This is a genomic window from Stenotrophomonas sp. 05L413 (assembly GCF_056397945.1).
Window position 1 is genome coordinate 1 of record NZ_JBFTOL010000006.1, and the last position, 19833, is coordinate 19833.

Consider the following 19833-nt stretch of genomic DNA (forward strand, 5'->3'; position numbering starts at 1 on the left):
GATTTCACCGGATCTGCTGGAAAAGCTGGACGCCGATCACGGTGAGTTGCCGCGCAGGCTGGTGGCCGGTGCGGCCGAGTCTGTGCAGGTGACGCCGATCGATGGTGCGCGGTTTGCGGCGGATCTGGCGGCCGATCCGATGGCGACGGGGAAGCTGGCGAGCGGTATCGATGCGTTCGCCAAGGATCTGGAGGCGTTGCGGCAGACGATCCGCGCGCGGTTGTAAGCGCGGGCGGTTGGATGGCTGCACGACAAAAGGCCCCGCTCATGCGGGGCCTTTTGTTTTTGGCGCGTACGGCAACGGCAACGGCAACGGCAACGGCTCACTCTCGTTGGGGTTGGCGCGGTGTGGGTGGGTTTGCTGGACGCGCCGTCGACACATGGCTGGTGCGTTGGGGAGAGCAGTAGCGCGGCGAGCCTAGGGCTGTCTGCTGGACCTGGTAGAGCCGACCGTTGGTCGGCTCTGGGGTATCAGGCGTCCACGCCGATGGGGCAGCTGACGCCAGTGCCGCCGATGCCGCAGTAGCCGTTGGGGTTCTTGGCCAGGTACTGCTGGTGGTAGTCCTCGGCGTAGTAGTACGCGGGCGCGGGGAAAACGATATCGGTGGTGATGGGGCCGTAACCGCTGTCGTTGAGGCGCTGCTGGTAGGCGTCGCGGCTGGTGAGGGCAGCGTCGTGCTGGGCCTGGGTGGTGGCGTGGATGGCGGAGCGGTACTGGGTGCCGGTGTCGTTGCCCTGGCGCATGCCCTGGGTGGGGTCGTGGCTTTCCCAGAAGACCTGGAGAAGGCGTTCGAGGGTGACGATGGCGGGGTCGTAGACGACCTCGACGATTTCGGTGTGCCCGGTGAGGCCGGAGCAGACTTCTTCGTAGGTGGGGTTCGGGGTGACGCCGCCGGCGTAGCCGACCGAGGTCGAGTAGACGCCCGGGATGGTCCAGAATTTGCGCTCCGCGCCCCAGAAACAGCCCATAGCGAAGCGGATGCGCTCCAGGCCGGTGAAGCTGTCTTTCAGCGGGTGGCTGTTGACGTAATGCTGGTTGTGCAGCAACGGCAGGGGCTGCTCGCGGCCGGGCAACGCTTCTTCCGGGCGCGGCAGGCGCTGCTTGAAGGCGCCGATGCCCAACAGACCGTTTCCAATACCCAACATGGCGTTCTCCTAGGCCGGCAACAGGCCGGCGCTTTCGTCTCCGTCGAATATGGGGTCGTCCGGGGCCGCGCCCAAGTCCAGCCGGGCGACGATGTCTTCCGCTTCGGGACGGGCCAGATCGGGGACACACACGCGCAGGACGCCGAACAGCGGGAGCTCGCCCATGCCACCCAGCAGCGATTCACCGAAGACGAAGGCGGGGATGCCGGCGTCCTCCAGGGCGTGTTTGACCAGATGGGCGTCGAACAGGTTATCGGCCTGGTAGATCACGTGCATGGATGGGCTCCGGAGGGCATGGGCCCAGCATACGCCCGGGGGCTGAAGGCGTGCCGACCCAGCGAAGGAGCCGGGTGGTGCCGGCCTGCGAAAGGCGTGCCGACCAACGGTCGGCACCTACCCGTTTAGCCTGTCGCCTTGCGACAGGCTAAACTGTTGGTCTTTCTGCCTTTTAACTGCGACCGCGCATCATGTCCGAGCCTACCGCCGCCCCCACCGACGCCCTTCCGGAAGCCCAGGAAAAACGGGATTTCATCCGTCAGATCGTCCGCGAGGACCTGGCCGCCGGCAAGCATGCCGCGATCAAGACGCGCTTCCCGCCCGAGCCCAACGGCTACCTGCACATCGGCCACGCCAAGTCGATCTGCCTGAACTTCGGCATTGCCGGTGAGTTCAACGGCGTGTGCAACCTGCGCTTCGACGACACCAACCCGGCCAAGGAAGATCCGGAGTACGTGGCCGCGATCCAGGATGACGTGCGCTGGCTGGGTTTTGAATGGAACGAGCTGCGCCATGCCTCGGATTACTTCGATGCCTACTACCTGGCCGCGCAGAAGCTGATCACCGATGGCAAGGCGTATGTGTGCGACCTGTCGGCCGAGGAAGTGCGCGCCTACCGCGGCACGCTCACCGAGCCGGGCCGTCCGTCGCCGTTCCGCGACCGTAGCGTCGAAGAGAACCTGGATCTGTTCCGCCGCATGCGCGCGGGCGAGTTCCCGGATGGTGCGCGCACCGTGCGCGCCAAGATCGACATGGCCAGCGGCAACATCAACCTGCGCGACCCGGCGCTGTACCGGATCAAGCATGTCGAACACCAGAACACCGGCACTGCGTGGCCGATCTACCCGATGTACGACTTCGCGCACGCGCTGGGCGATTCCATCGAAGGCATCACCCATTCGCTGTGCACGCTGGAGTTCGAAGATCACCGCCCGCTGTACGACTGGTGCGTGGACAACGTCGATTTCGCCCATCACGATGCACTGACCCAGCCGCTGGTCGATCGCGGCCTGCCGCGTGAAGCCGCCAAGCCGCGCCAGATCGAATTCTCGCGGTTGAACATCAACTACACGGTGATGAGCAAGCGCAAGCTGATGGCGCTGGTCACCGAGCAGCTGGTGGATGGCTGGGAAGATCCGCGCATGCCGACCCTGCAGGGCCTGCGTCGTCGTGGCTATACCCCGGCCGCGATGCGCCTGTTCGCCGAGCGCGTGGGCATCAGCAAGCAGAACTCGCTGATCGATTTCAGCGTGCTCGAAGGCGCGCTGCGCGAAGACCTCGACAGTGCTGCCGCACGCCGCATGGCGGTGGTCGATCCGGTCAAGCTGGTGCTGACCAACCTGCCCGAGGGTCACGAAGAGACCCTGACCTTCTCCAACCACCCCAAGGACGAGGCGTTCGGGACCCGCGAAGTACCGTTCGCACGTGAGCTGTGGATCGAGCGCGAGGATTTCGCTGAAGTCCCGCCAAAGGGCTGGAAGCGCCTGGTGCCGGGCGGCGAAGTGCGCCTGCGCGGGGCCGGCATCATCCGCTGCGATGAAGTGATCAAGGATGCCGACGGCACCATCACCGAACTGCGCGGCTGGCTGGATCCGGAATCGCGCCCGGGCATGGAAGGCGCCAACCGCAAGGTCAAGGGCACCATCCATTGGGTCAGCGCCGTGCACGCGGTGCCGGCCGAGATCCGCCTGTACGACCGTCTGTTCTCGGTGGCCAACCCGGACGACGAATCCGAGGGCAAGACCTACCGCGATTACCTCAATCCGGACTCGCGCCGCACCGTCACCGGCTATGTCGAGCCGGCCGCAGCCACTGCGGCCCCGGAGCAGTCGTTCCAGTTCGAGCGGACCGGCTACTTCGTCGCCGATCGCCGCGATCACACCGCGGCCACGCCGGTGTTCAACCGCAGCGTGACCCTGCGCGATACCTGGTCGGCGTAAGCTGCACCCGGCCGGTGCCAGGCACCGGCCGCCCGATGTCACCTGCGCAGCCCTGCCATGGCAGGGCCTGCGCTCCAGCTCCCCTGCGACCGGCGCAGCCCTGCGCCGGCGTGCGCGTGGCCGTGTTCAGCGCGGGCACGGCATCCCTACGCGCGGCCCGATACACTGCCGCTGCGCCATCTTTGAAGAGGTTCATGTCCCGATGCTGTACGCGCAAGTCCATCTCACCCTGCCCGCCTGGATCCACGACCAGATCGATCTGGGCCGTGTCTATCCCGAGGATGCCGACAAGGTCGCGCTGGCGATCGAATTGTCGCGCCTGAATGTCGAGGCGCAGACCGGTGGCCCGTTCGGCGCCGTGGTGTTTGGGCCGGACCATCGTGTGATCGCCGCCGGCGTGAACCGCGTGGTCCCGCATACGACCTCGCTGGCGCACGCCGAGAACATGGCCTACATGCTGGCCCAGCAACGCCTGCAGACGCCACGCCTGAACGATGTGCTGTCGCCGATCACACTGGCGACCTCCTCCCAGCCGTGCTGCCAGTGTTACGGCGCCACCATCTGGGCCGGTATCGATCGGCTGCTGATCGGTGCCAGCGCGCAGGACGTGGAAGAACTGACCCCGTTCGACGAGGGTCCGCTGCCGGCGGACTGGATCGGCGAACTCAACACGCGTGGCATCGAGGTCGTGCGCGACATCGAGCGCGACGCTGCACGCGCGGTCCTGCGCCAGTACGGAGAGATCAACGGTGCCCATTACTGATATCCGCGCTTCGGGCGCGATGCGATGAGCGGCCTGCTGTGTCTGTGCCGCCAGGGCTTTGAACCGGAACTGGCCGCCGAGCTGTCCGAGCGCGCGGCGTATGCCAACGTCGCCGGCTATGCGCGCACCCAGCGCAATGACGGCTACGTGGTGTTCGTCACCGAGGAAGGTGCGGCGTTGTCCAAGGCCTTGTCCTGGCGCTCGCTGATCTTCGCCCGGCAGAAGCTGCAGGTGCTGGCCGAGCTGCCGCAGCTCGATGCCGCCGACCGCATCACCCCGATCATTGCCGCGCTTCAGGGGCAGCAACGCTTCGGCGACATGTGGGTCGAGCATCCGGACTCGGATGAAGGCAAGCCGCTGGCCGGCCTGGCCCGCGCATTCGGCAATGCACTGCGCCCGGCGCTGCGCAAGGCCGGCCTGCTGACCGACAAGCCGAACACCGGCCTGCCGCGCCTGCACATCGTGTTCGTCGATGGTCGCCATGCGTTTGTGTGCGTGGCCGATACCCGCGACAGCGCGCCGTGGCCGCTGGGCATCCCGCGCCTGAAGCTGCTGCCCGATGCGCCTTCGCGCTCGGCGCTGAAGCTGGATGAAGCCCTGCTCACCCTGATGACGCCGGAAGAGCGCGAGCTGCTGGTCAAGCCGGGCATGCGCGCGGCCGATCTGGGCGCTGCACCGGGTGGCTGGACGTGGGTGTTGACCCGCCAGCACGTGAAGGTGATCAGCGTGGACAACGGCCCGTTGCGCGAGCATGTGCTGGAGACCGGCCTGGTTGAACATCTGCGCGCCGATGGCTTCCACTGGCAGCCGGAGACCCCGCTGGACTGGATGGTCTGCGACATGGTCGAACAGCCGCGCCGCGTGGCCGAGCGCATGGCCACCTGGTTCCGCGAGGGCTGGTGCAAGCATGCGATCTTCAACCTCAAGCTGCCGATGAAAAAGCGCTGGGATGAAACCCGCCTGTGCCTGGAGCTGTTCCAGGAGCAGGCCGGCAAACCGCTGCACCTGCGCGCCAAGCAGCTGTATCACGACCGCGAAGAAATCACGGTGCTGGCTTCGCCGCTGCGCTGACGCACGCGCACCACCGGTAGCGCCGGGCCATGCCCGGCTGGCCGCGCAACGCGCGGCAATGATCGAAGCACGCGCCGGGCACCCGGCGCCCCCACTTCAGATATACGGAGTTCCCATGCGACGCATATCCAGCCTCACCGTGCTGCTGTCCCTGCTGCCCACGCTCGCCTTGGCCCAGGTCCGCACCCCGCCGCCGGCGGTCAGCGAACCGCTGCGCGAGGTGCCGGCCAGCGTGCGCGCGCAGCCGCTCTCGCAGGGAGAGGTGACCCATCAGGTGACGCTGGCCGCACCGGCCGGCGAAGCCGCGGTGACGGTGCGTTCGGTGCAGCCGGTGAGCGTGGTCGGTCAATACCGCATCGCGTTCGCGGCGCTGGATGTCGACGGCGATGGCTTCATCAGCCGCGCCGAGGCGCAGGCCAACCCGGCGCTGGCCGATGAATTCAACGCGCTGGACGTGAAGCGACGCGGCACGCTGGACCGCGCCGATCTGGCCGGCTGGCTGATCGACTGAGCGCGCCGGTCACAGCCCCGCCGCGCGTTTCCAGAACATCGATACCAGCGGCGGCAGCTTTCCGGCGCAGCCCAGCGCGCGACCGCGCGCCAGGGTCAGGTGCATCTCATCATTGGAGAACACCGTGTTGATCGCATCGAAGCTGTACGCAGCGACGGTGTTTTCACTGCGGCGCTCGCGTGCCCAGCGCTGCAGCCGGTGCGGTGACATCCAATCCTGGCGGCGCTGCTGTGCGGCCAGCACCATCGTCCGCAACGCGGCGACATCGCGCAGGCCCAGATTGACGCCCTGCCCGGCCAACGGATGCACCACATGCGCCGCATCGCCGAGCGCGAGCACGCGGCCAGCGACGTAGCCGGTCGCCAATTGGCGGCGCAGCGGGAAGGCCGCGCGCCTGGAGGCCAGGGTCATCGCCCCCAGCCGCCCGGCAAAGGCATGGGTGAGCTCACGGCCGAAGGCGGCCTCGTCGAGTGCCAGCACGCGCTCGGCCTCGGCCTCGGGCAGCGTCCACACGATCGAACTGCGCTGCGCGCTGATCGGCAGGACCGCCAGCGGGCCGGTCACCAGGAAGCGCTGCCACGCCGTGGCTTCATTGTTCTTTTCGGTATCCACGTAGGCAACCACGCCACGCTGGCCGTAATCCTGGCGGGTCACCTCCAGCCCGGCCAGGCGGCGCAGGGTGGATTCGGCCCCGTCGGCGGCGATCGCCAGCGACGCGTCGAGCCGACGGCCGTCGTCCAGGCGCAGGCGTACCCCGTTGGCGTCCTGCTCCAGCGCTTCCACCCGCGCCGGGCAGCACAGCTGCACGCCGGCCGCGGGCAGTGCCGCCCACAGGCGGTCCACCAGCAGATCGTTCTCGACGATCCAGCCCAGGTGTTCGCGGCCGAGCGTATCGGCATCGAAACGCAGTTCATCGCCGCCGGCCGCATCCCAGACCCGCATGCGGCGGTAGGCACAGGCGCGTGCGGCAGTCACCGCCGGCCACACGCCGAGCGCGGCCAGCAGCTGGGCGTTGTCCGGCGCGAACGCATACACGCGCAGATCCGGTTGCTGCGGCTGCCAGGCGGCTGGCTCGCGACCTTCGACCAGCGTCACCGTCAACCCGGCATCGGCCAACGCCAAGGCACAGGCCGCGCCGACCACGCCGCCGCCGACCACCACGACATCCTGCGGGCGCCGGCTCACAGGCCGGCTCCGCGGCACAGCGCCGGCACCTGGCCACGGAAGCCCATCGCGCCGCCGACCAGCATCGACTGCATCGGCGTCGCCTGCGCAGCCAGCAAGCCGAGCGACCGCAAGGGCCGCATCAGTGGCGCCGGGTTGCTGGTCAGGCGTGCCAGACCGCCGGAGAAGGCGATGGTCTGCTCGCGGTCTTCCAGACGTCGTGCCACATGTTCGCGCAGCAACGCATCGCTGCCGGCATCGTCAGCCCCGGCGACCAGCTCGGCCAGGGTCAGCGCATCGCGCAGGCCCAGGTTGAAGCCCTGTGCGCCCAGCGGATGGATGGTCTGCGCGGCATTGCCAAGCAGGACGGCGCGCTCGCCGACCAACGCCTGCGACAACACTTGGATCAACGGATACGCGCTGCGCGGCCCGCTCTCCAGCAGGCGGCCGGCACGCCAGCCGATCGCGCTCTGCAGGCGGCTCACCCAGCCGGCATCGTCCAGCGCCATCACCGCCTCGGCCTGATCGCGGGCAACGCCGTGCACCGCGCCGAAGTGACGATCACCCCGTGGCAGCAACGCGGTCGGGCCGGTGTCGGTGAAGCGCTCGTACGCGGTGCCGTCCGGCGCACGGGCGGCACGCACCCGCGACACAAACAGGGTCTGTCGGAAATCATGCTCGTCCACGCCGATGCCCAGCGCGTCGCGCACGCCACTGCGGGTGCCATCGGCACCCACCACCAGGCGGGCCGACAGGCAGCGCTCACCGCTGTCATCGGCGATGAACACCTGGCGGTAGCCGTCCACCGTGGCGCCCAGGCGCACGAACCGGGCCGGACGATAGCGGGTCAGATGGGTCAGCGTCTGCAGCCGCGCCTCCAGCGCCTGGCCGAAATCGCGGGCCACGACCACCTGGCCGAACCACGGGCGCTGGTACTGCGCGGCCTCCATCTGCACCCGGCCGAAATCGCCGGCACGGCTGACATGGATACGGGTGATCGCGCCCGGCGCAGCGGCCAGCGCCTGCATCACGCCCAGCGCGGTCAGCGCATTGACGGTGGCCGCAGCAAAGCTGAGGTTGCGCTGGTCGAACACCGCCGGCAGCGTACCCAGCGGCGAGGCCTCGACCAGGCCGACATCGCGGCCGGCACGGTCCAGGGCAATGGCCAGGCTGGCACCGACCAGCCCGCCACCTACGATCACTACATCATGTCGTTCACTCATGCCCGCCATGATAAGGGTTCGCCCGTTCCGGCGGCGTGCGGCGGGCTGCCGCAGCAGGCGCTAGAATGAATGCCTGCCCTTACCCGTCACCGCCATGACCTCCACTGCCCAACGCGCCTTCGTCCTGTCCGTGCTCGTGCTGCTGATGGCGGCGACCCGGGTCAATCATTTCGCGGCGATTCCGGATGCGTCCTGGGCGGTGTTCTTCATCGGCGGCTTCTACCTGCGCCAGTGGACCCGCTGGGCGTTCCCGCTGCTGATGGCGTTGGCGGTAGTGGTCGACTGGATCGTGATCCGCCGCAGTGGCCTGGATTTCTGGCAGCACTACTGCGTCTCCCCCGGCTACTGGATGCTGCTGCCGGCGTACTTCGCCATGTGGGGCGGCGGCATGCTGCTGCGCGGCGGCTATCACGGTGCCACCTGGGCCGCGCTGGGCAAGGGCGCGCTGTTGCTGGTCGCGGCGGTGGCGGTCTGCCATCTGTTCGCCCAGGGCGGCTTCTACTGGACCAGTGACAACGTGGCCGCCCCCACCCTCGATGGCTGGGCGAAAAACTACAGCGACTGGTTCCTGCCCTACCTGCGCACCGCCGCGGTCTACGTCGGCCTGGCCGCCGCCCTGCAGCTGGCGACCGAACAGGTCGGCAAGCTGCTGCAGGCGCGCCGCGACGTGCTGCACTGAGCGCGGCAGGGCTCCCCGATGGGCAACCGCCTTTCCCGTATCTATACGCGCACCGGTGACGATGGCAGTACCGGGCTGGGCGATGGCAGCCGCGTGGCCAAGGACGACGCCCGCGTCGCCGCCTACGGTACGGTCGATGAGGCCAACTCTGCGCTCGGGGTGCTGCTCGCGGCACCGCTGCCCGACGACGTCCGCGCCCTGCTGACGGTGATCCAGCACCAGCTGTTCGATCTGGGCGGCGAGCTGTGCATTCCCGGCCATGCCGCCATCCACGCCGCCGACATCCAGGCGCTGGAGCAGCAGCTGGACCACTACAACGCCGATCTACCGGTGTTGAAGGAATTCATCCTGCCGGCCGGTGGCGAAGCGGCCGCCCGCTGCCACCTGGCCCGCACCATCGTGCGCCGGGCCGAGCGTGAGACGGTCACGCTGGCGCGCCGGGAGACGGTCCGCCCGGAAGCGCTGCACTACCTCAACCGCCTGTCGGACCTGCTGTTCGTGCTCGCGCGCGTGCTGGCCCGCGCCGACGGCCACGGCGAGGTGCTCTGGCGCCACGAGCGCCGCCACGCCTGAGCGGCCCTGCCGCCCCACCCGGATATCCTGCCCGCATGCTGGTTTTCACCCACCCCGCCTGTCTGCAACACGATCCCGGCCGGGGCCACCCCGAATGCCCGGCGCGCCTGCAGGGCGTGCTCGATGCGCTCAAGGCGGCCTATCCGGACCAGCTGGACTGGCGGCAGGCGCCCCCGGCCAAGCTCGGTGAGCTGGCCCGGGTCCATGACAGCGAACTGATCGACCTGGTCCTCACGCCGCAGACCGAGCCGCTGCGGCTGATCGACATGGACACCATGACCTCGCCCGGCTCGGCCAGTGCGGCCCTTCACGCGGCCGGTGCCGGCGTGGCGGCGGTCGATGCGGTGATGCTCGGCGAAGACCCGGTCGCGTTCTGCGCCGTGCGCCCGCCGGGCCACCATGCCAGCGCCAACACGGCGATGGGCTTCTGCCTGTTCAACAACATCGCCATCGCCGCGGCCTATGCCCGCGACCGCTATGGACTGGAGCGGATCGCCATCGTCGATTTCGACGTGCACCACGGCAACGGCACCCAGGACATCTTCATCGCCGATCCCGGGGTGGCCTACTACAGCACCCACCAGGCCGGGTTGTTCCCCAATTCCGGCCTTCGCCGCGACCGTGGGGCCGGCAACCTGATGAACATCCTGCTGCCCCCGGGCAGCGGCGGCTTCCGCTTCCGCAACACCTGGGCCGACGAGATGCTGCCGGCCATCGATGATTTCCGCCCGCAGCTGCTGCTGATCTCGGCCGGCTTCGATGCGCACATGCGCGACCCGCAGGCCGACCTGATGCTGGAAACCGAGGATTTCGCCTGGATCACCGCCGAGCTGCGCGGGCTCGCCCGCCGCCACGGCGCCGGCCGGATCGTCTCCATGCTCGAGGGCGGATACGACCTGCAGGCCTTGGCCGAGTGCAGCGTGGCGCACGTCGGCGAGCTGCGCTGAGGCGGCCCGGCCCGGGTTGCGAATGAACCCGGCCCCCTGCATCGGCGCGACCTTCATTGCCCCTATGCAAGGGATGGGGCAAGCTACGATCCGTTTTCTCCCGAATCCGATACCGCGTGCGCCGAGCCCTCCGCCTGCTGCCTCTCCCCCTCAGTATCGCCATCTGCTTGCCGGCCCTGGCCGACGACAAGCCGGTCAACTGGGGCCTGTGCCCGGTAACCGACGTGCTGCCCGTGTTCGACGATGCGCCCAAGGCCGACAAAGCCGCGGCCGCCACGCGTGGCCAGCAGCCGACCGATATCGAGGGTGACCAACTTTCCGGTACCTCCGTGGTGCCCAACTACCAGGGCAATGTCGCGCTCAAGCGTGGCGACCAGTTCCTGGGGACCGACAACCTGAGCTTCGATACCGAGAGCGGCAATTACGTCGCCGAGGGCAACGTCCGCTACCAGGACTCCTCGATCCGGATGAAGGCCCGTCGTGCCGAGGGCAACCAGGAAAGCGATACCCACAAGATCAGCGACATCCAGTACCAGCTGGTGTCCCGCCGGGGCAATGGCGGTGCCGAGTCAATCGACCTGCAGGGCGCGGTGGGCCAGATGCATCGCTCCACCTACACCACCTGCGATCCCTCGCAGCCGGTGTGGAAGCTCTCGGCACCGCAGATCGAGGTCGATAACGACGCCGGCTTCGGCACGGCGCGCAACGCGGTGCTGCGCATCGGCAAGGTGCCGGTGCTGTGGGCGCCGTACTTCAAGTTCCCGATCGACGACCGCCGCCAGACCGGCCTGCTCTACCCGCAGATCGGCCTGTCCGGCCGCAACGGCTTCGACTACACCCAGCCGATCTATCTGAATCTGGCGCCGAACTTCGACGACACGCTTATGCCGCGCTACATGAGCAAGCGCGGTTTCATGCTGGACAACGAATTCCGCTATCTCTACGACGGCGGCCGCGGCGAGCTGCTGACCGCCTACCTGCCCAACGACAAGCTGCGCGACAAAGATCGCGGCCGCGTGGAATTCAGCGGGTACCACAACATCAACGCCAACTGGCAGGCCCGTGCCAGCCTGGCCTGGGTCAGCGATGAGCGCTATCTGGAGGATTTCTCCAACCGGCTGCTCGGCGTGACCACCTCCAACCTGCAGAGCCAGATCGGCATCTACGGCACCGGCGAGAACTGGACGGGCGGCCTGATGGCCGACTATTGGCAGCTCACCGATTACACGCTGACCGAAACGTCCCTGCCGTATGCCCGCCAGCCGCGCCTGTTCGTCAACTGGGACAAGCCGCTGCTGCCGTGGCTGGAAACCGGCGTGTATGCCGAAGCGGTGAACTTCACCCATCTGGACGTGCACGAGAAGTTCGGCGTGGAACAGGAATACGAGCGCACCGGCGTGTCACGCGCCGTGGATGGCGGCTCACGCCTGGACGTCAAGCCGTATGTCTCGATGCCGTTCAGCGGCGCGGCCTGGTATGTCACCCCGACCCTGGCCTACCGCTACACCGGGTATGACCTGGAGCGCGGGCTGGCCGATGACATCCGCCGGCAGAACCTGATCGCGGCCGGTATCGATCCGGCCACCGCGACCCCGGACCAGCTGCGCGGCAACACCTCGCCGAGCCGCAGCCTGCCGATCGGCACCATCGACGCCGGCCTGTTCTTCGACCGCGAGACCACCATCGGCGACACCCGCTTCCTGCACACGCTGGAACCGCGCCTGTTCTACCTGCGTACGCCTTACCGCGACCAGAGCGACCTGCCGGTGTTCGATACGCGTGACTTCACCTTCAGCTGGGGCCAGTTGTTCCGCGATTCGCGCTACTCCGGCGCCGATCGCCAGAACGACGCCAACCAGCTGACCATGGCGGTGAGCACCCGCTTCATCGACCAGGACACCGGCAAAGAGCGCTTCTCGGGGAGCCTCGGCCAGATCCTGTACTTCGATGATTCGCGGGTCACGCTCAACAGCAGTGAAACGCCGGTCGAGCAGGGCAAGTCGGCCTGGATCGCCGATACGAACTACATGATCAACGACCGCTGGACCCTGGGTGCCACCTATCAGTGGGATCCCAAGTACAAGCGTGAGGATCTGGCCAGCGTGCGCGCGCGCTACCTCATGTCCAACGACGGCATCGTCAACCTGACCTACCGCAGCCGCTTGAATCCCCAGGCCTCGACCACGGCGACCCGCCGCGACCGGACGCTGCTGGAGCAGGCCGACCTGTCCTTCCTGTACCCGCTGAACGAGCGCTGGAGCCTGGTCGGACGCTATTACTACTCCATCCAGGACCGCGCCCCGCTGGAAATCATCGGTGGCGTGCAGTGGGACAGCTGCTGTCTGGCCGTTCGCGCCATCGCCCGCCGCTACGTGCGCAATCGCGAAGGTGAACTCAACAACTCCTTCCAGATCGAGTTCGTGCTCAAGGGCCTGAGCTCCATCGGCCAGAACACGGACCGCACCTTGCGCCGTGCTATTCTCGGGTACTACCGAGACGACCTCTATCTGGTGCCGCCCAGCAACACCGGTGCAGCCCGCGACGACTACGATCCGAATCAGATCCCATGACCAAGACCCTTCCCGTACTCCTCGCCTCCCTGCTGGCGGTCTCCTCCGCGACGGCCCCGTTGCAGGTGCTGGCCCAGCAGGGTCAGCCGCTGGACCGCATCGCGGCGATCGTCGATGAGGACGTCGTGCTGCAGAGCGAACTGGACCGCGCCGTCCAGAACATCAAGGCCCAGTACGCCGGTCGTGAAAACCAGCTGCCGCCCGATGATGTGCTCAGCCGCCAGGTGCTCGAGCGCCTGGTGCTGGTGAAGCTGCAGGTGGCGCGTGCCGAGAGCAGTGGCATCAAGGTCAGCGATCAGGAACTGAACCAGGCCATCAACGCCATCGCCCAGCAGAACGGCTCCACCCTGGATGCCCTGCGCCAGCGTCTGGCCAGCGATGGCCTGGATTTCAACGATTTCCGCGATTCGGTGCGTGACGAGATCACCGTCCAGCGCCTGCGCCAGAGCTTCGCGCAGAGCCGCATCACCGTCAGCGAAGGCGAAGTGGATGGCGCGCTCAAGCAGCAGGCCACCGTGGGCACCCAGTACCACCTGGCCCACATCCTGATCGGCCTGCCGGAAGGCGCCACCGCCGAGCAGATCACCACCGGCCAGAAGAAGGCCGATGGCGTCAAGGCGCTGCTGGACAAGGGCGAGATCGACTTCAACGCCGCCGCCGTCCGTTATTCGGACAGCCCCAACGCGCTGGAAGGCGGCGACCTGGGCTGGCGTTCGCTGGATGAAATCCCGAATGCCTTCGCGCAGATGATGAAAGAGATGAAGTCCGGCGACGTGGTCGGCCCGCTGCGTGGCCCCAGTGGCTTCCAGCTACTGAAGCTGGTCGAGGTGCGTGATGCCAGCGCGGCCGCTGACGGCGGTCACACCATCACCGAATACCACGCCCGTCATATCCTGGTCCGCATCACCGACCAGCAGGACAATGCCGCGGCCAAGGCCAAGATCGACACCCTGCGTGCCCGCATCGCCGGCGGCGCCGAGTTCGATGCAGTGGCCAAGGAATCCTCGGAAGACAACAACAGCAAGGGCCAGGGCGGCGATCTGGGCTGGTTCCCGGCCGATGCCTTCGGCCCGGATTTCGGCAAGCAGGTTGAGGGCATCACCGACGGCGGCGTGAGCCCGCCGTTCCGTACCGATGCCGGCTGGCACATCGTCCAGCGCGTCGCCACGCGCCAGACCGATGCCACCACCGACAACCAGCGCGCCCAGATCCGTGAAACGATCGGCCGCCGCAAGCTGGAGGAAGAGTACAACCGCTTCCTGCAGGAACTGCGTGGCGAAGCCTACGTGGATATGCGCGGCTATGCCCCGGGTGCCGCGGCGACCACGCCGCCGCAGTCCTGATCCATGCTCCCGCAGCTCGCGCTGGTACCGGGCGAGCCGGCGGGGATCGGCCCGGAGCTCTGCCTCCGTCTGATCCAGCAGCCGCGCACCGATTGCCGGCTGCTGGCCTTCGCCGACCCGGACACGCTGCAGGCTGCCGCCGCTGCGCTGTCGCTGCCCCTGCAGCTCCTGCCTGAAGACACCATCGCCCGTCAGCCGGGCGATCTGCCGTTGCGCGCGGTCCCCAATGCCGTGCCCTCGCGCTTCGGCACGCCGGATCCGGCCAACGCCGGGGCCGTGATCGGCGCACTGCGCCAGGCCGGGCAGGCCTGCCTGTCCGGTGAACTTGCTGGCGTGGTCACCGGCCCGGTGCACAAGGCGGTCATCAACGAGGGCGGCATCGCCTACAGCGGCACCACCGAACTGCTGGCCGACCAGGCCCGCACCCCGGTGGTGATGATGCTCGCCAATGACATCGTCCGGGTCGCCCTGGCCACCACCCACCTGCCGTTGCGCGCGGTGGCCGATGCGATCACGGCCGATGGCCTGGCACTCACCCTGAAGATCATCCACGACGCCCTGCAGCGCGATTTCGGGCTGGCCTCGCCGCGCATCGCCGTGCTCGGGCTCAACCCGCACGCCGGCGAAGACGGTCATCTGGGGCGCGAAGAACTGGACCTGATCATCCCGCTGCTGGCGCGCCTGCGCGCCCAGGGCATGGACCTGGCCGGGCCGCTGCCGGCCGACACCGCCTTCCTGCCGGCCAAGCTGGCCGGGTTCGACACGGTGCTGGCCATGTACCACGACCAGGGCCTGCCGGTGCTCAAGTACAGCGGCTTCGAGCAGGCCGTCAACATCACCCTGGGCCTGCCCTACCCGCGCGTCGCGGTCGACCATGGCACCGCCCTGGATCTGGCCGGCCGCGGCCTGGCCGACCCGTCCAGCCTCCTCGCTGCCACCGCGCTGTGTGCCCGGCTGGCGCGCCAACGTACACTGGTGCCATGACTTCTTCGTATTCCTCCTCCGGCGCGCCCGGTTTTTCCGGCCCCGCCAAGAAGCAGCTCGGCCAGCACTTCCTCGCCGACCGCAGCTACATCGACAAGATCGTGCTGGCGGTCAGCCCGAAAGACGGCGACCGACTGGTCGAGATCGGCCCGGGCCAGGGCGCGATCACCTTGCCGCTGCTGCGCCGCCACCCGAAGCTGACCGTGATCGAGTTCGATCGGGATCTGGTCGGCCCGCTGGCCGCCGCCGCCGAACCGCTGGGCGAGATGACCATCATCCACCGCGACGTGCTGCAGGTGGATTTCACCGAGCTGGCTGCCGGCAGCCCGATCCGCCTGGTCGGCAACCTGCCCTACAACATCTCCTCGCCGATCCTGTTCCATGCGCTGGACCACGCCGCGGTGATCACCGACATGCACTTCATGCTGCAGAAGGAAGTGGTCGACCGCATGGCCGCCGATCCGGGCAGCAAGGTGTATGGCCGGCTGAGCGTGATGCTGCAGGCGTTCTGCAAGGTGACCTCGCTGTTCGTGGTGCCGCCGGGTGCGTTCCGCCCGCCGCCCAAGGTCGATTCAGCGGTGGTGCGGCTGGTCCCGCGCGATCCGGCCACGGTCGGCATCCTGGACCGCAAACGCTTTGCCCATGTGGTCAAGGCCGCCTTCGGGCAGCGCCGCAAGACCCTGCGCAACGCGCTGCAGAACGTGTGCACGCCCGAGCAGTTCGAAGCGGCCGGCGTGCGCAGCGATGCCCGCGCCGAGCAGCTGGACGTGGCGCAGTTCATCGCGCTGGCCAACGTCCCGTACGAGGCTGACGCGCCGCAAGGTTGAGCGCGCCACCTCGTGGCCAGCACCGGCCGCGCGCACGTGGAACCGCCTGACATCCATGACGGGGGCGCTGCCAGCTTGGGCAGCACTCATCTCATCGTGCACAACATTCACTAAACTGCCTGCATGAACGACGCTGCAAACTACGCGATCTCCGTCGAGGTCGCCCCCCGCTTCCTCGATGACCAGTCCACCCCGGAGGACGGCCGCTACGCGTTCGCCTATACGATCCGCATCCTCAACCGGGGCCGCGTCGCGGCACGGCTGGTGGCCCGCCACTGGCGGATCACCGATGCCAATGGCCGCATCGAGCATGTCGATGGCGATGGGGTGATCGGCGAACAGCCGCGGCTGCGCCCCGGTGAAGACTTCCGTTACACCTCCGGTGTCATGCTGGAGACCGAGCACGGCACGATGCAGGGGCACTACGACATGGTGGCCGACGACGGCACCGAGTTCGCCGCCCCCATCGCGCCGTTCGTCCTGACCGTTCCGCGCACACTGCACTGATGGAGGCGCACGCATGAGTGTCTGGGCCATCGGCGACCTGCAGGGCTGCTACGACGTCACCCAGCGGTTGCTGGAAAAAATCAACTTCGACCCCGCGGTCGACACGCTGTGGTTCTGCGGCGATCTGGTCAACCGCGGGGGGCAGTCGCTGGAAACCCTGCGCCTGGTCCATTCGCTGCGCGAGAGCAGCGTGATCGTGCTGGGCAACCACGACCTGTCCCTGCTCGCGGTCGGTGCACGCACCGAGGAAGAGCAGCGCAAGGTCAACCCGGATCTGCTGCGCATCGTGCAGGCCGAGGACCGCGACGAGCTGCTGGACTGGCTGCGTCTGCAGAAGCTGGCCCATGTGGACCGCGAGCTGGGCTGGATGATGATCCACGCCGGGCTGGCCCCGAAGTGGACCACCCAGCTGGCCGAAAAGCATGCCCGCGAGGTCGAGCAGCAGCTGCACGGCAGCGGCTACCGCAAGCTGTTCCGCAACATGTATGGCGACAAGCCCAGCTGGTCCCCCGGGCTGGCCGGCTACGACCGCTCCCGCGCGATCATCAATCTGTTCACCCGGATGCGTTACTGCACCCCGCGGGGCCGGATCGGGATCGAAGACAAGGGCACGCCGGGTACGCAGGAACAGGGCCTGTACCCCTGGTTCGAAGTGCCGGGCCGCGCCGAGCGCGATCTGAAGATCGTCTGCGGGCATTGGTCCGCCCTCGGCCTGACCATCACCCAGGGGGTGCATGCGATCGATACCGGCGCGGTCTGGGGTGGCAAGCTCACCGCACTGCAGCTGGATACCGAAGAACTGCGCGTGGTGCAGGTGCCGGGCCGCGATGTGCCCAAGCCGGTGTCCGCGCCGCGTCCGCCGGCTCGCCGGCCGGCTGCCGAGGGTGCGCAGCCGAATGGGCGTCCACCGCGCCAGGGCCAAGGCCAGGGGCGCGACCGTGGCCGGGGCGGCCAGGGCCGACAGGGCGGTGGTGCGAAGCCCGCGCAGAACACCGAGCAACAGCAACAGCCGCAGAACAACGACGTCACCAGCGACGCCGAATGAGCCGCAGGCCGGTCAGTACGACCGGCCTGCCTGCAGCGCGCGCTCAGGCGCGGCGGTAATCCACGAAATCGAACGCGAACGCGTGCCGCTCGTCGGCCGCGTGGTGTTCGCGCGCCACCTCCACCCACAGCGCCGGATCGACCGGCGGGAAATGGGTATCGGCCGGTACAGTGGTCTGTACCCACGTCAGGTGCAGATCGGTGGCCTGGGCCATGGCCAGGCGATAGATCTCGCCGCCACCGATGACGCACAGCTCTTCGGCCCCCGCAGCGCCCGCTGCCTGCAGCGCCTGCTCGATCGAGGCCACCGCCTGCATGCCGTCGAACGGCACCTGCCCACTGCGGGTCAGCACCAGATTCAACCGGCCCGGCAAGGCACGGCCGAGCGACTGCGCGGTCTTGCGCCCCATCAGGATCGGCTTGCCGACGGTCAGCGCTTTGAAGCGCTTGAGATCGTCCGGCAGCTTCCATGGCAGGTCGTTGTCACGGCCGATGCCGTGGTCGGTGTCCAGCGCGGCGATCAGGGAGAGCCTCATGCGCGTGTTGCTCACACCGCCACCGGGGCCTTGATCGCCGGGTGCGGGTCGTAACCATCGATGCGGATGTCATCGAACTGGAAACCGAACAGATCGGTCACGTCGGGGTTCAACCAGAGTTTCGGCAGCGCGCGCGGCTCACGTGCGAGCTGTTCGCGGGCCTGCTCGAAATGGTTCGAGTACAGGTGCGCATCGCCCAGGGTGTGCACGAAATCGCCGACGCCCAGCCCGGTCGCCTGCGCCACCATGTGGGTCAGCAGCGCGTAGCTGGCGATGTTGAACGGCACGCCGAGGAAGATGTCGCCGCTGCGCTGGTACAGCTGGCAGCTGAGCTTGCCGTCCACCACATAGAACTGAAACAGATTGTGGCACGGCATCAACGCCATCTGCGACAGCTCGCCCACGTTCCAGGCACTGACCACCAGCCGGCGCGAATCCGGGTTGCGCTTGATCTCGTCCACCAGCCACTGCATCTGGTCGATCGCCCCGCCATCGGCGGTGGCCCAGCTGCGCCACTGCTTGCCGTAGATCGGGCCGAGGTCGCCGTTGGCATCGGCCCATTCGTCCCAGATCCGCACCTGGTGCTCCTTGAGATACCCGATGTTGGTATCCCCCTTCAGGAACCACAGCAGCTCATGGATGATCGAGCGCAGGTGCAGCTTCTTGGTGGTGACCAACGGGAAGCCGTCATTGAGATTGAAGCGCATCTGCCAGCCGAACACGCTGCGCGTGCCGGTGCCGGTGCGATCGGACTTTTCCGTGCCGTGCTCCAGCACATGCTCAAGCAGCTCCAGGTAGGCCTTCATGCCTTGGCGCCCGCGGTAGCGACCGGCAGGACCGGCTGCAGCACCGGCGCACGGCGCGACAGCGCCAGCAACACCAGGCCGAAGGCCACCAGCGGCAGGCTGAGCAGCTGGCCACGGGTGAACCAGTCGAAGGCGAGGTAGACGCCGTTGTCGGGCATGCGCACGAACTCCACCGCGAAGCGGAAGATGCCGTACATCAGCGCGAACAGGCCGGCGATCACATAGCGATGGCGCGGCTTGGCCGATACCGCCCACAGCACCACGAACATCACCAGGCCTTCCAGCAGCGCTTCATACAGCTGCGAGGGATGGCGGGCGTACGGGTTGAGCGCGCCGGTGGCGAACTCGGCCTTGAGCGTGGCCAGGTCCAGCCCGTTCAACGGCGCCGGCAGGCCGCTCGGGAACACCACGCCCCAGGTGCCATCGGTGTACTTGCCCCACAGCTCGGCGCCGATGAAGTTGCCGATGCGGCCGAAACCCAGGCCCAGCGGCACCAGCGGGGACATGAAATCGAGGGTATCGAACAGGTGCAGGCGATGCTTGCGCGACCACCACCACGCGGCGAACAGCACGCCGAGCAGGCCACCGTGGAAGCTCATGCCGCCGTCCCAGACCTTGAACAGCAGCAGCGGGTTGTGCAGGAATTCCGAGGTGGCGTAGAACAGCATGTAGCCCACGCGGCCACCGACGACCACGCCGAGCATCGCGTAGAACAGCAGATCGGAGAAGCCGTTGGCATCGACCCCGGGCAGGCGCCCGGCCGCGATCCGCTTGCGCCCCAGCCACCAGGCGGCAGTGAAGCCGAGCAGGTACATGATGCCGTACCAATGCACCTTGATCGGCCCAAGCGAGATGGCGATGGGGTCGATGTCGTGGAAATAGATCATGGGCGATGCCTTGCAGGGATGCCGATATTCTAGCGC

The 19833-nt window shown here is 67.8% G+C and carries 20 protein-coding genes and 1 pseudogene; 14 read left to right on the forward strand and 7 right to left on the reverse strand.

What is annotated here, in order from left to right; all coding sequences use genetic code 11:
- Nucleotides 1-226, forward strand: a pseudogene (locus tag AC1DIQ_RS13810) (transaldolase); the annotation flags it as partial.
- Between the two features lie 245 nt (nucleotides 227-471).
- On the opposite strand, the gene msrA reads toward AC1DIQ_RS13810, so the two are convergent.
- Together msrA and AC1DIQ_RS13820 are read right to left on the reverse strand one after the other, a co-directional pair.
- Complete coding sequence (gene msrA, locus AC1DIQ_RS13815) at nucleotides 472-1125, reverse strand: peptide-methionine (S)-S-oxide reductase MsrA (protein ID WP_183073807.1); 654 nt, start codon at nucleotides 1123-1125, stop codon at nucleotides 472-474.
- 30 nt (nucleotides 1126-1155) lie between these two features.
- Nucleotides 1156-1422 carry a putative signal transducing protein gene (locus tag AC1DIQ_RS13820; RefSeq protein WP_121042819.1) on the reverse strand — a complete coding sequence of 89 codons (267 nt, stop codon included), beginning with the start codon at nucleotides 1420-1422 and terminating at the stop codon, nucleotides 1156-1158.
- Nucleotides 1423-1613: 191 nt separating this feature from the next.
- On the opposite strand from AC1DIQ_RS13820, the gene AC1DIQ_RS13825 reads away from it, so the two are divergent.
- The 4 genes from AC1DIQ_RS13825 to AC1DIQ_RS13840 all read left to right on the forward strand — a co-directional run bounded on the left by AC1DIQ_RS13825 (nucleotide 1614) and on the right by AC1DIQ_RS13840 (nucleotide 5707).
- Nucleotides 1614-3362 carry a glutamine--tRNA ligase/YqeY domain fusion protein gene (locus AC1DIQ_RS13825; RefSeq protein WP_152154473.1) on the forward strand — a complete coding sequence of 583 codons (1749 nt, stop codon included), beginning with the start codon at nucleotides 1614-1616 and terminating at the stop codon, nucleotides 3360-3362.
- 202 nt (nucleotides 3363-3564) lie between these two features.
- Nucleotides 3565-4125 carry a nucleoside deaminase gene (locus tag AC1DIQ_RS13830; RefSeq protein ID WP_282263133.1) on the forward strand — a complete coding sequence of 187 codons (561 nt, stop codon included), beginning with the start codon at nucleotides 3565-3567 and terminating at the stop codon, nucleotides 4123-4125.
- Between the two features lie 24 nt (nucleotides 4126-4149).
- Nucleotides 4150-5196 (forward strand): 23S rRNA (cytidine(2498)-2'-O)-methyltransferase RlmM, encoded by a 1047-nt coding sequence (gene rlmM / locus AC1DIQ_RS13835; RefSeq protein ID WP_121042813.1) that lies wholly within the window; start codon nucleotides 4150-4152, stop codon nucleotides 5194-5196.
- Nucleotides 5197-5311: 115 nt separating this feature from the next.
- On the forward strand, nucleotides 5312-5707 hold the full coding sequence (locus AC1DIQ_RS13840) for an EF-hand domain-containing protein (RefSeq protein ID WP_121042811.1): 396 nt from the start codon (nucleotides 5312-5314) through the stop codon (nucleotides 5705-5707).
- A gap of 9 nt (nucleotides 5708-5716) precedes the next feature.
- On the opposite strand, the gene AC1DIQ_RS13845 is transcribed toward AC1DIQ_RS13840, so the two are convergent.
- Complete coding sequence (locus AC1DIQ_RS13845) at nucleotides 5717-6892, reverse strand: UbiH/UbiF family hydroxylase (protein ID WP_121042809.1); 1176 nt, start codon at nucleotides 6890-6892, stop codon at nucleotides 5717-5719.
- Nucleotides 6889-8094: a 2-octaprenyl-6-methoxyphenyl hydroxylase gene (gene ubiH / locus AC1DIQ_RS13850; protein ID WP_121042807.1), complete on the reverse strand. Its 1206-nt coding sequence runs from the start codon at nucleotides 8092-8094 to the stop codon at nucleotides 6889-6891. Before ubiH ends, AC1DIQ_RS13845 begins: the two co-directional genes overlap by 4 nt.
- Nucleotides 8095-8188: 94 nt before the next feature.
- Between ubiH and AC1DIQ_RS13855 the strand changes: the two genes are divergently transcribed.
- The 9 genes from AC1DIQ_RS13855 to AC1DIQ_RS13895 all read left to right on the forward strand — a co-directional run bounded on the left by AC1DIQ_RS13855 (nucleotide 8189) and on the right by AC1DIQ_RS13895 (nucleotide 17569).
- On the forward strand, nucleotides 8189-8773 hold the full coding sequence (locus tag AC1DIQ_RS13855) for a hypothetical protein (RefSeq protein WP_478050244.1): 585 nt from the start codon (nucleotides 8189-8191) through the stop codon (nucleotides 8771-8773).
- Nucleotides 8774-8791: 18 nt separating this feature from the next.
- Nucleotides 8792-9346 carry a cob(I)yrinic acid a,c-diamide adenosyltransferase gene (locus tag AC1DIQ_RS13860; protein ID WP_152154477.1) on the forward strand — a complete coding sequence of 185 codons (555 nt, stop codon included), beginning with the start codon at nucleotides 8792-8794 and terminating at the stop codon, nucleotides 9344-9346.
- A 35-nt stretch (nucleotides 9347-9381) separates the two neighbouring features.
- Nucleotides 9382-10293, forward strand: coding sequence for a histone deacetylase family protein (locus tag AC1DIQ_RS13865; RefSeq protein WP_152154479.1), 912 nt, complete (start codon nucleotides 9382-9384; stop codon nucleotides 10291-10293).
- Nucleotides 10294-10409: 116 nt separating this feature from the next.
- Nucleotides 10410-12863, forward strand: coding sequence for an LPS-assembly protein LptD (gene lptD, locus AC1DIQ_RS13870; RefSeq protein WP_121042800.1), 2454 nt, complete (start codon nucleotides 10410-10412; stop codon nucleotides 12861-12863).
- On the forward strand, nucleotides 12860-14206 hold the full coding sequence (locus AC1DIQ_RS13875) for a peptidylprolyl isomerase (RefSeq protein WP_121042798.1): 1347 nt from the start codon (nucleotides 12860-12862) through the stop codon (nucleotides 14204-14206). Before lptD ends, AC1DIQ_RS13875 begins: the two co-directional genes overlap by 4 nt.
- Nucleotides 14207-14209: 3 nt before the next feature.
- Nucleotides 14210-15190, forward strand: a complete 981-nt coding sequence (gene pdxA / locus AC1DIQ_RS13880; RefSeq protein ID WP_121042796.1) for a 4-hydroxythreonine-4-phosphate dehydrogenase PdxA — start codon at nucleotides 14210-14212, stop codon at nucleotides 15188-15190.
- The gene (rsmA, locus tag AC1DIQ_RS13885; RefSeq protein ID WP_152154483.1) at nucleotides 15187-16017 is read left to right on the forward strand and encodes a 16S rRNA (adenine(1518)-N(6)/adenine(1519)-N(6))-dimethyltransferase RsmA; all 831 of its coding nucleotides are present in this window, start codon (nucleotides 15187-15189) and stop codon (nucleotides 16015-16017) included. Before pdxA ends, rsmA begins: the two co-directional genes overlap by 4 nt.
- Before the next feature lie 123 nt (nucleotides 16018-16140).
- The gene (gene apaG / locus AC1DIQ_RS13890; protein WP_121042792.1) at nucleotides 16141-16524 is read left to right on the forward strand and encodes a Co2+/Mg2+ efflux protein ApaG; all 384 of its coding nucleotides are present in this window, start codon (nucleotides 16141-16143) and stop codon (nucleotides 16522-16524) included.
- Nucleotides 16525-16537: 13 nt separating this feature from the next.
- Nucleotides 16538-17569, forward strand: coding sequence for a symmetrical bis(5'-nucleosyl)-tetraphosphatase (locus AC1DIQ_RS13895; RefSeq protein WP_282263119.1), 1032 nt, complete (start codon nucleotides 16538-16540; stop codon nucleotides 17567-17569).
- A 43-nt stretch (nucleotides 17570-17612) separates the two neighbouring features.
- On the opposite strand, the gene AC1DIQ_RS13900 is transcribed toward AC1DIQ_RS13895, so the two are convergent.
- From AC1DIQ_RS13900 to lgt, 3 genes are read right to left on the reverse strand one after another with little or no spacing between them, the layout of a single operon-like run.
- On the reverse strand, nucleotides 17613-18104 hold the full coding sequence (locus tag AC1DIQ_RS13900) for a dihydrofolate reductase (protein ID WP_121042788.1): 492 nt from the start codon (nucleotides 18102-18104) through the stop codon (nucleotides 17613-17615).
- A gap of 11 nt (nucleotides 18105-18115) precedes the next feature.
- Nucleotides 18116-18910 carry a thymidylate synthase gene (locus AC1DIQ_RS13905; protein ID WP_478050245.1) on the reverse strand — a complete coding sequence of 265 codons (795 nt, stop codon included), beginning with the start codon at nucleotides 18908-18910 and terminating at the stop codon, nucleotides 18116-18118.
- Nucleotides 18907-19797, reverse strand: coding sequence for a prolipoprotein diacylglyceryl transferase (lgt, locus tag AC1DIQ_RS13910; RefSeq protein ID WP_121042784.1), 891 nt, complete (start codon nucleotides 19795-19797; stop codon nucleotides 18907-18909). The genes AC1DIQ_RS13905 and lgt overlap by 4 nt, the downstream gene beginning before the upstream one ends.
- Between the last annotated feature and the right edge of the window lie 36 nt (nucleotides 19798-19833).

Excerpts from the sequence above, each read along its gene's own strand:
- pdxA (WP_121042796.1), top strand. The coding sequence starts at position 14,210 with ATGCTCCCGCAGCTCGCGCTGGTACCGGGCGAGCCGGCGGGGATCGGC.
- AC1DIQ_RS13840 (WP_121042811.1), top strand. The coding sequence starts at position 5,312 with ATGCGACGCATATCCAGCCTCACCGTGCTGCTGTCCCTGCTGCCCACG.
- rlmM (WP_121042813.1), top strand. The coding sequence starts at position 4,150 with ATGAGCGGCCTGCTGTGTCTGTGCCGCCAGGGCTTTGAACCGGAACTG.
- AC1DIQ_RS13820 (WP_121042819.1), bottom strand. The coding sequence starts at position 1,422 with ATGCACGTGATCTACCAGGCCGATAACCTGTTCGACGCCCATCTGGTC.
- AC1DIQ_RS13895 (WP_282263119.1), top strand. The coding sequence starts at position 16,538 with ATGAGTGTCTGGGCCATCGGCGACCTGCAGGGCTGCTACGACGTCACC.
- AC1DIQ_RS13855 (WP_478050244.1), top strand. The coding sequence starts at position 8,189 with ATGACCTCCACTGCCCAACGCGCCTTCGTCCTGTCCGTGCTCGTGCTG.
- AC1DIQ_RS13875 (WP_121042798.1), top strand. The coding sequence starts at position 12,860 with ATGACCAAGACCCTTCCCGTACTCCTCGCCTCCCTGCTGGCGGTCTCC.
- lgt (WP_121042784.1), bottom strand. The coding sequence starts at position 19,797 with ATGATCTATTTCCACGACATCGACCCCATCGCCATCTCGCTTGGGCCG.
- AC1DIQ_RS13865 (WP_152154479.1), top strand. The coding sequence starts at position 9,382 with ATGCTGGTTTTCACCCACCCCGCCTGTCTGCAACACGATCCCGGCCGG.
- AC1DIQ_RS13830 (WP_282263133.1), top strand. The coding sequence starts at position 3,565 with ATGCTGTACGCGCAAGTCCATCTCACCCTGCCCGCCTGGATCCACGAC.
- AC1DIQ_RS13900 (WP_121042788.1), bottom strand. The coding sequence starts at position 18,104 with ATGAGGCTCTCCCTGATCGCCGCGCTGGACACCGACCACGGCATCGGC.
- ubiH (WP_121042807.1), bottom strand. The coding sequence starts at position 8,094 with ATGAGTGAACGACATGATGTAGTGATCGTAGGTGGCGGGCTGGTCGGT.
- AC1DIQ_RS13905 (WP_478050245.1), bottom strand. The coding sequence starts at position 18,910 with ATGAAGGCCTACCTGGAGCTGCTTGAGCATGTGCTGGAGCACGGCACG.
- apaG (WP_121042792.1), top strand. The coding sequence starts at position 16,141 with ATGAACGACGCTGCAAACTACGCGATCTCCGTCGAGGTCGCCCCCCGC.
- rsmA (WP_152154483.1), top strand. The coding sequence starts at position 15,187 with ATGACTTCTTCGTATTCCTCCTCCGGCGCGCCCGGTTTTTCCGGCCCC.
- AC1DIQ_RS13860 (WP_152154477.1), top strand. The coding sequence starts at position 8,792 with ATGGGCAACCGCCTTTCCCGTATCTATACGCGCACCGGTGACGATGGC.
- AC1DIQ_RS13825 (WP_152154473.1), top strand. The coding sequence starts at position 1,614 with ATGTCCGAGCCTACCGCCGCCCCCACCGACGCCCTTCCGGAAGCCCAG.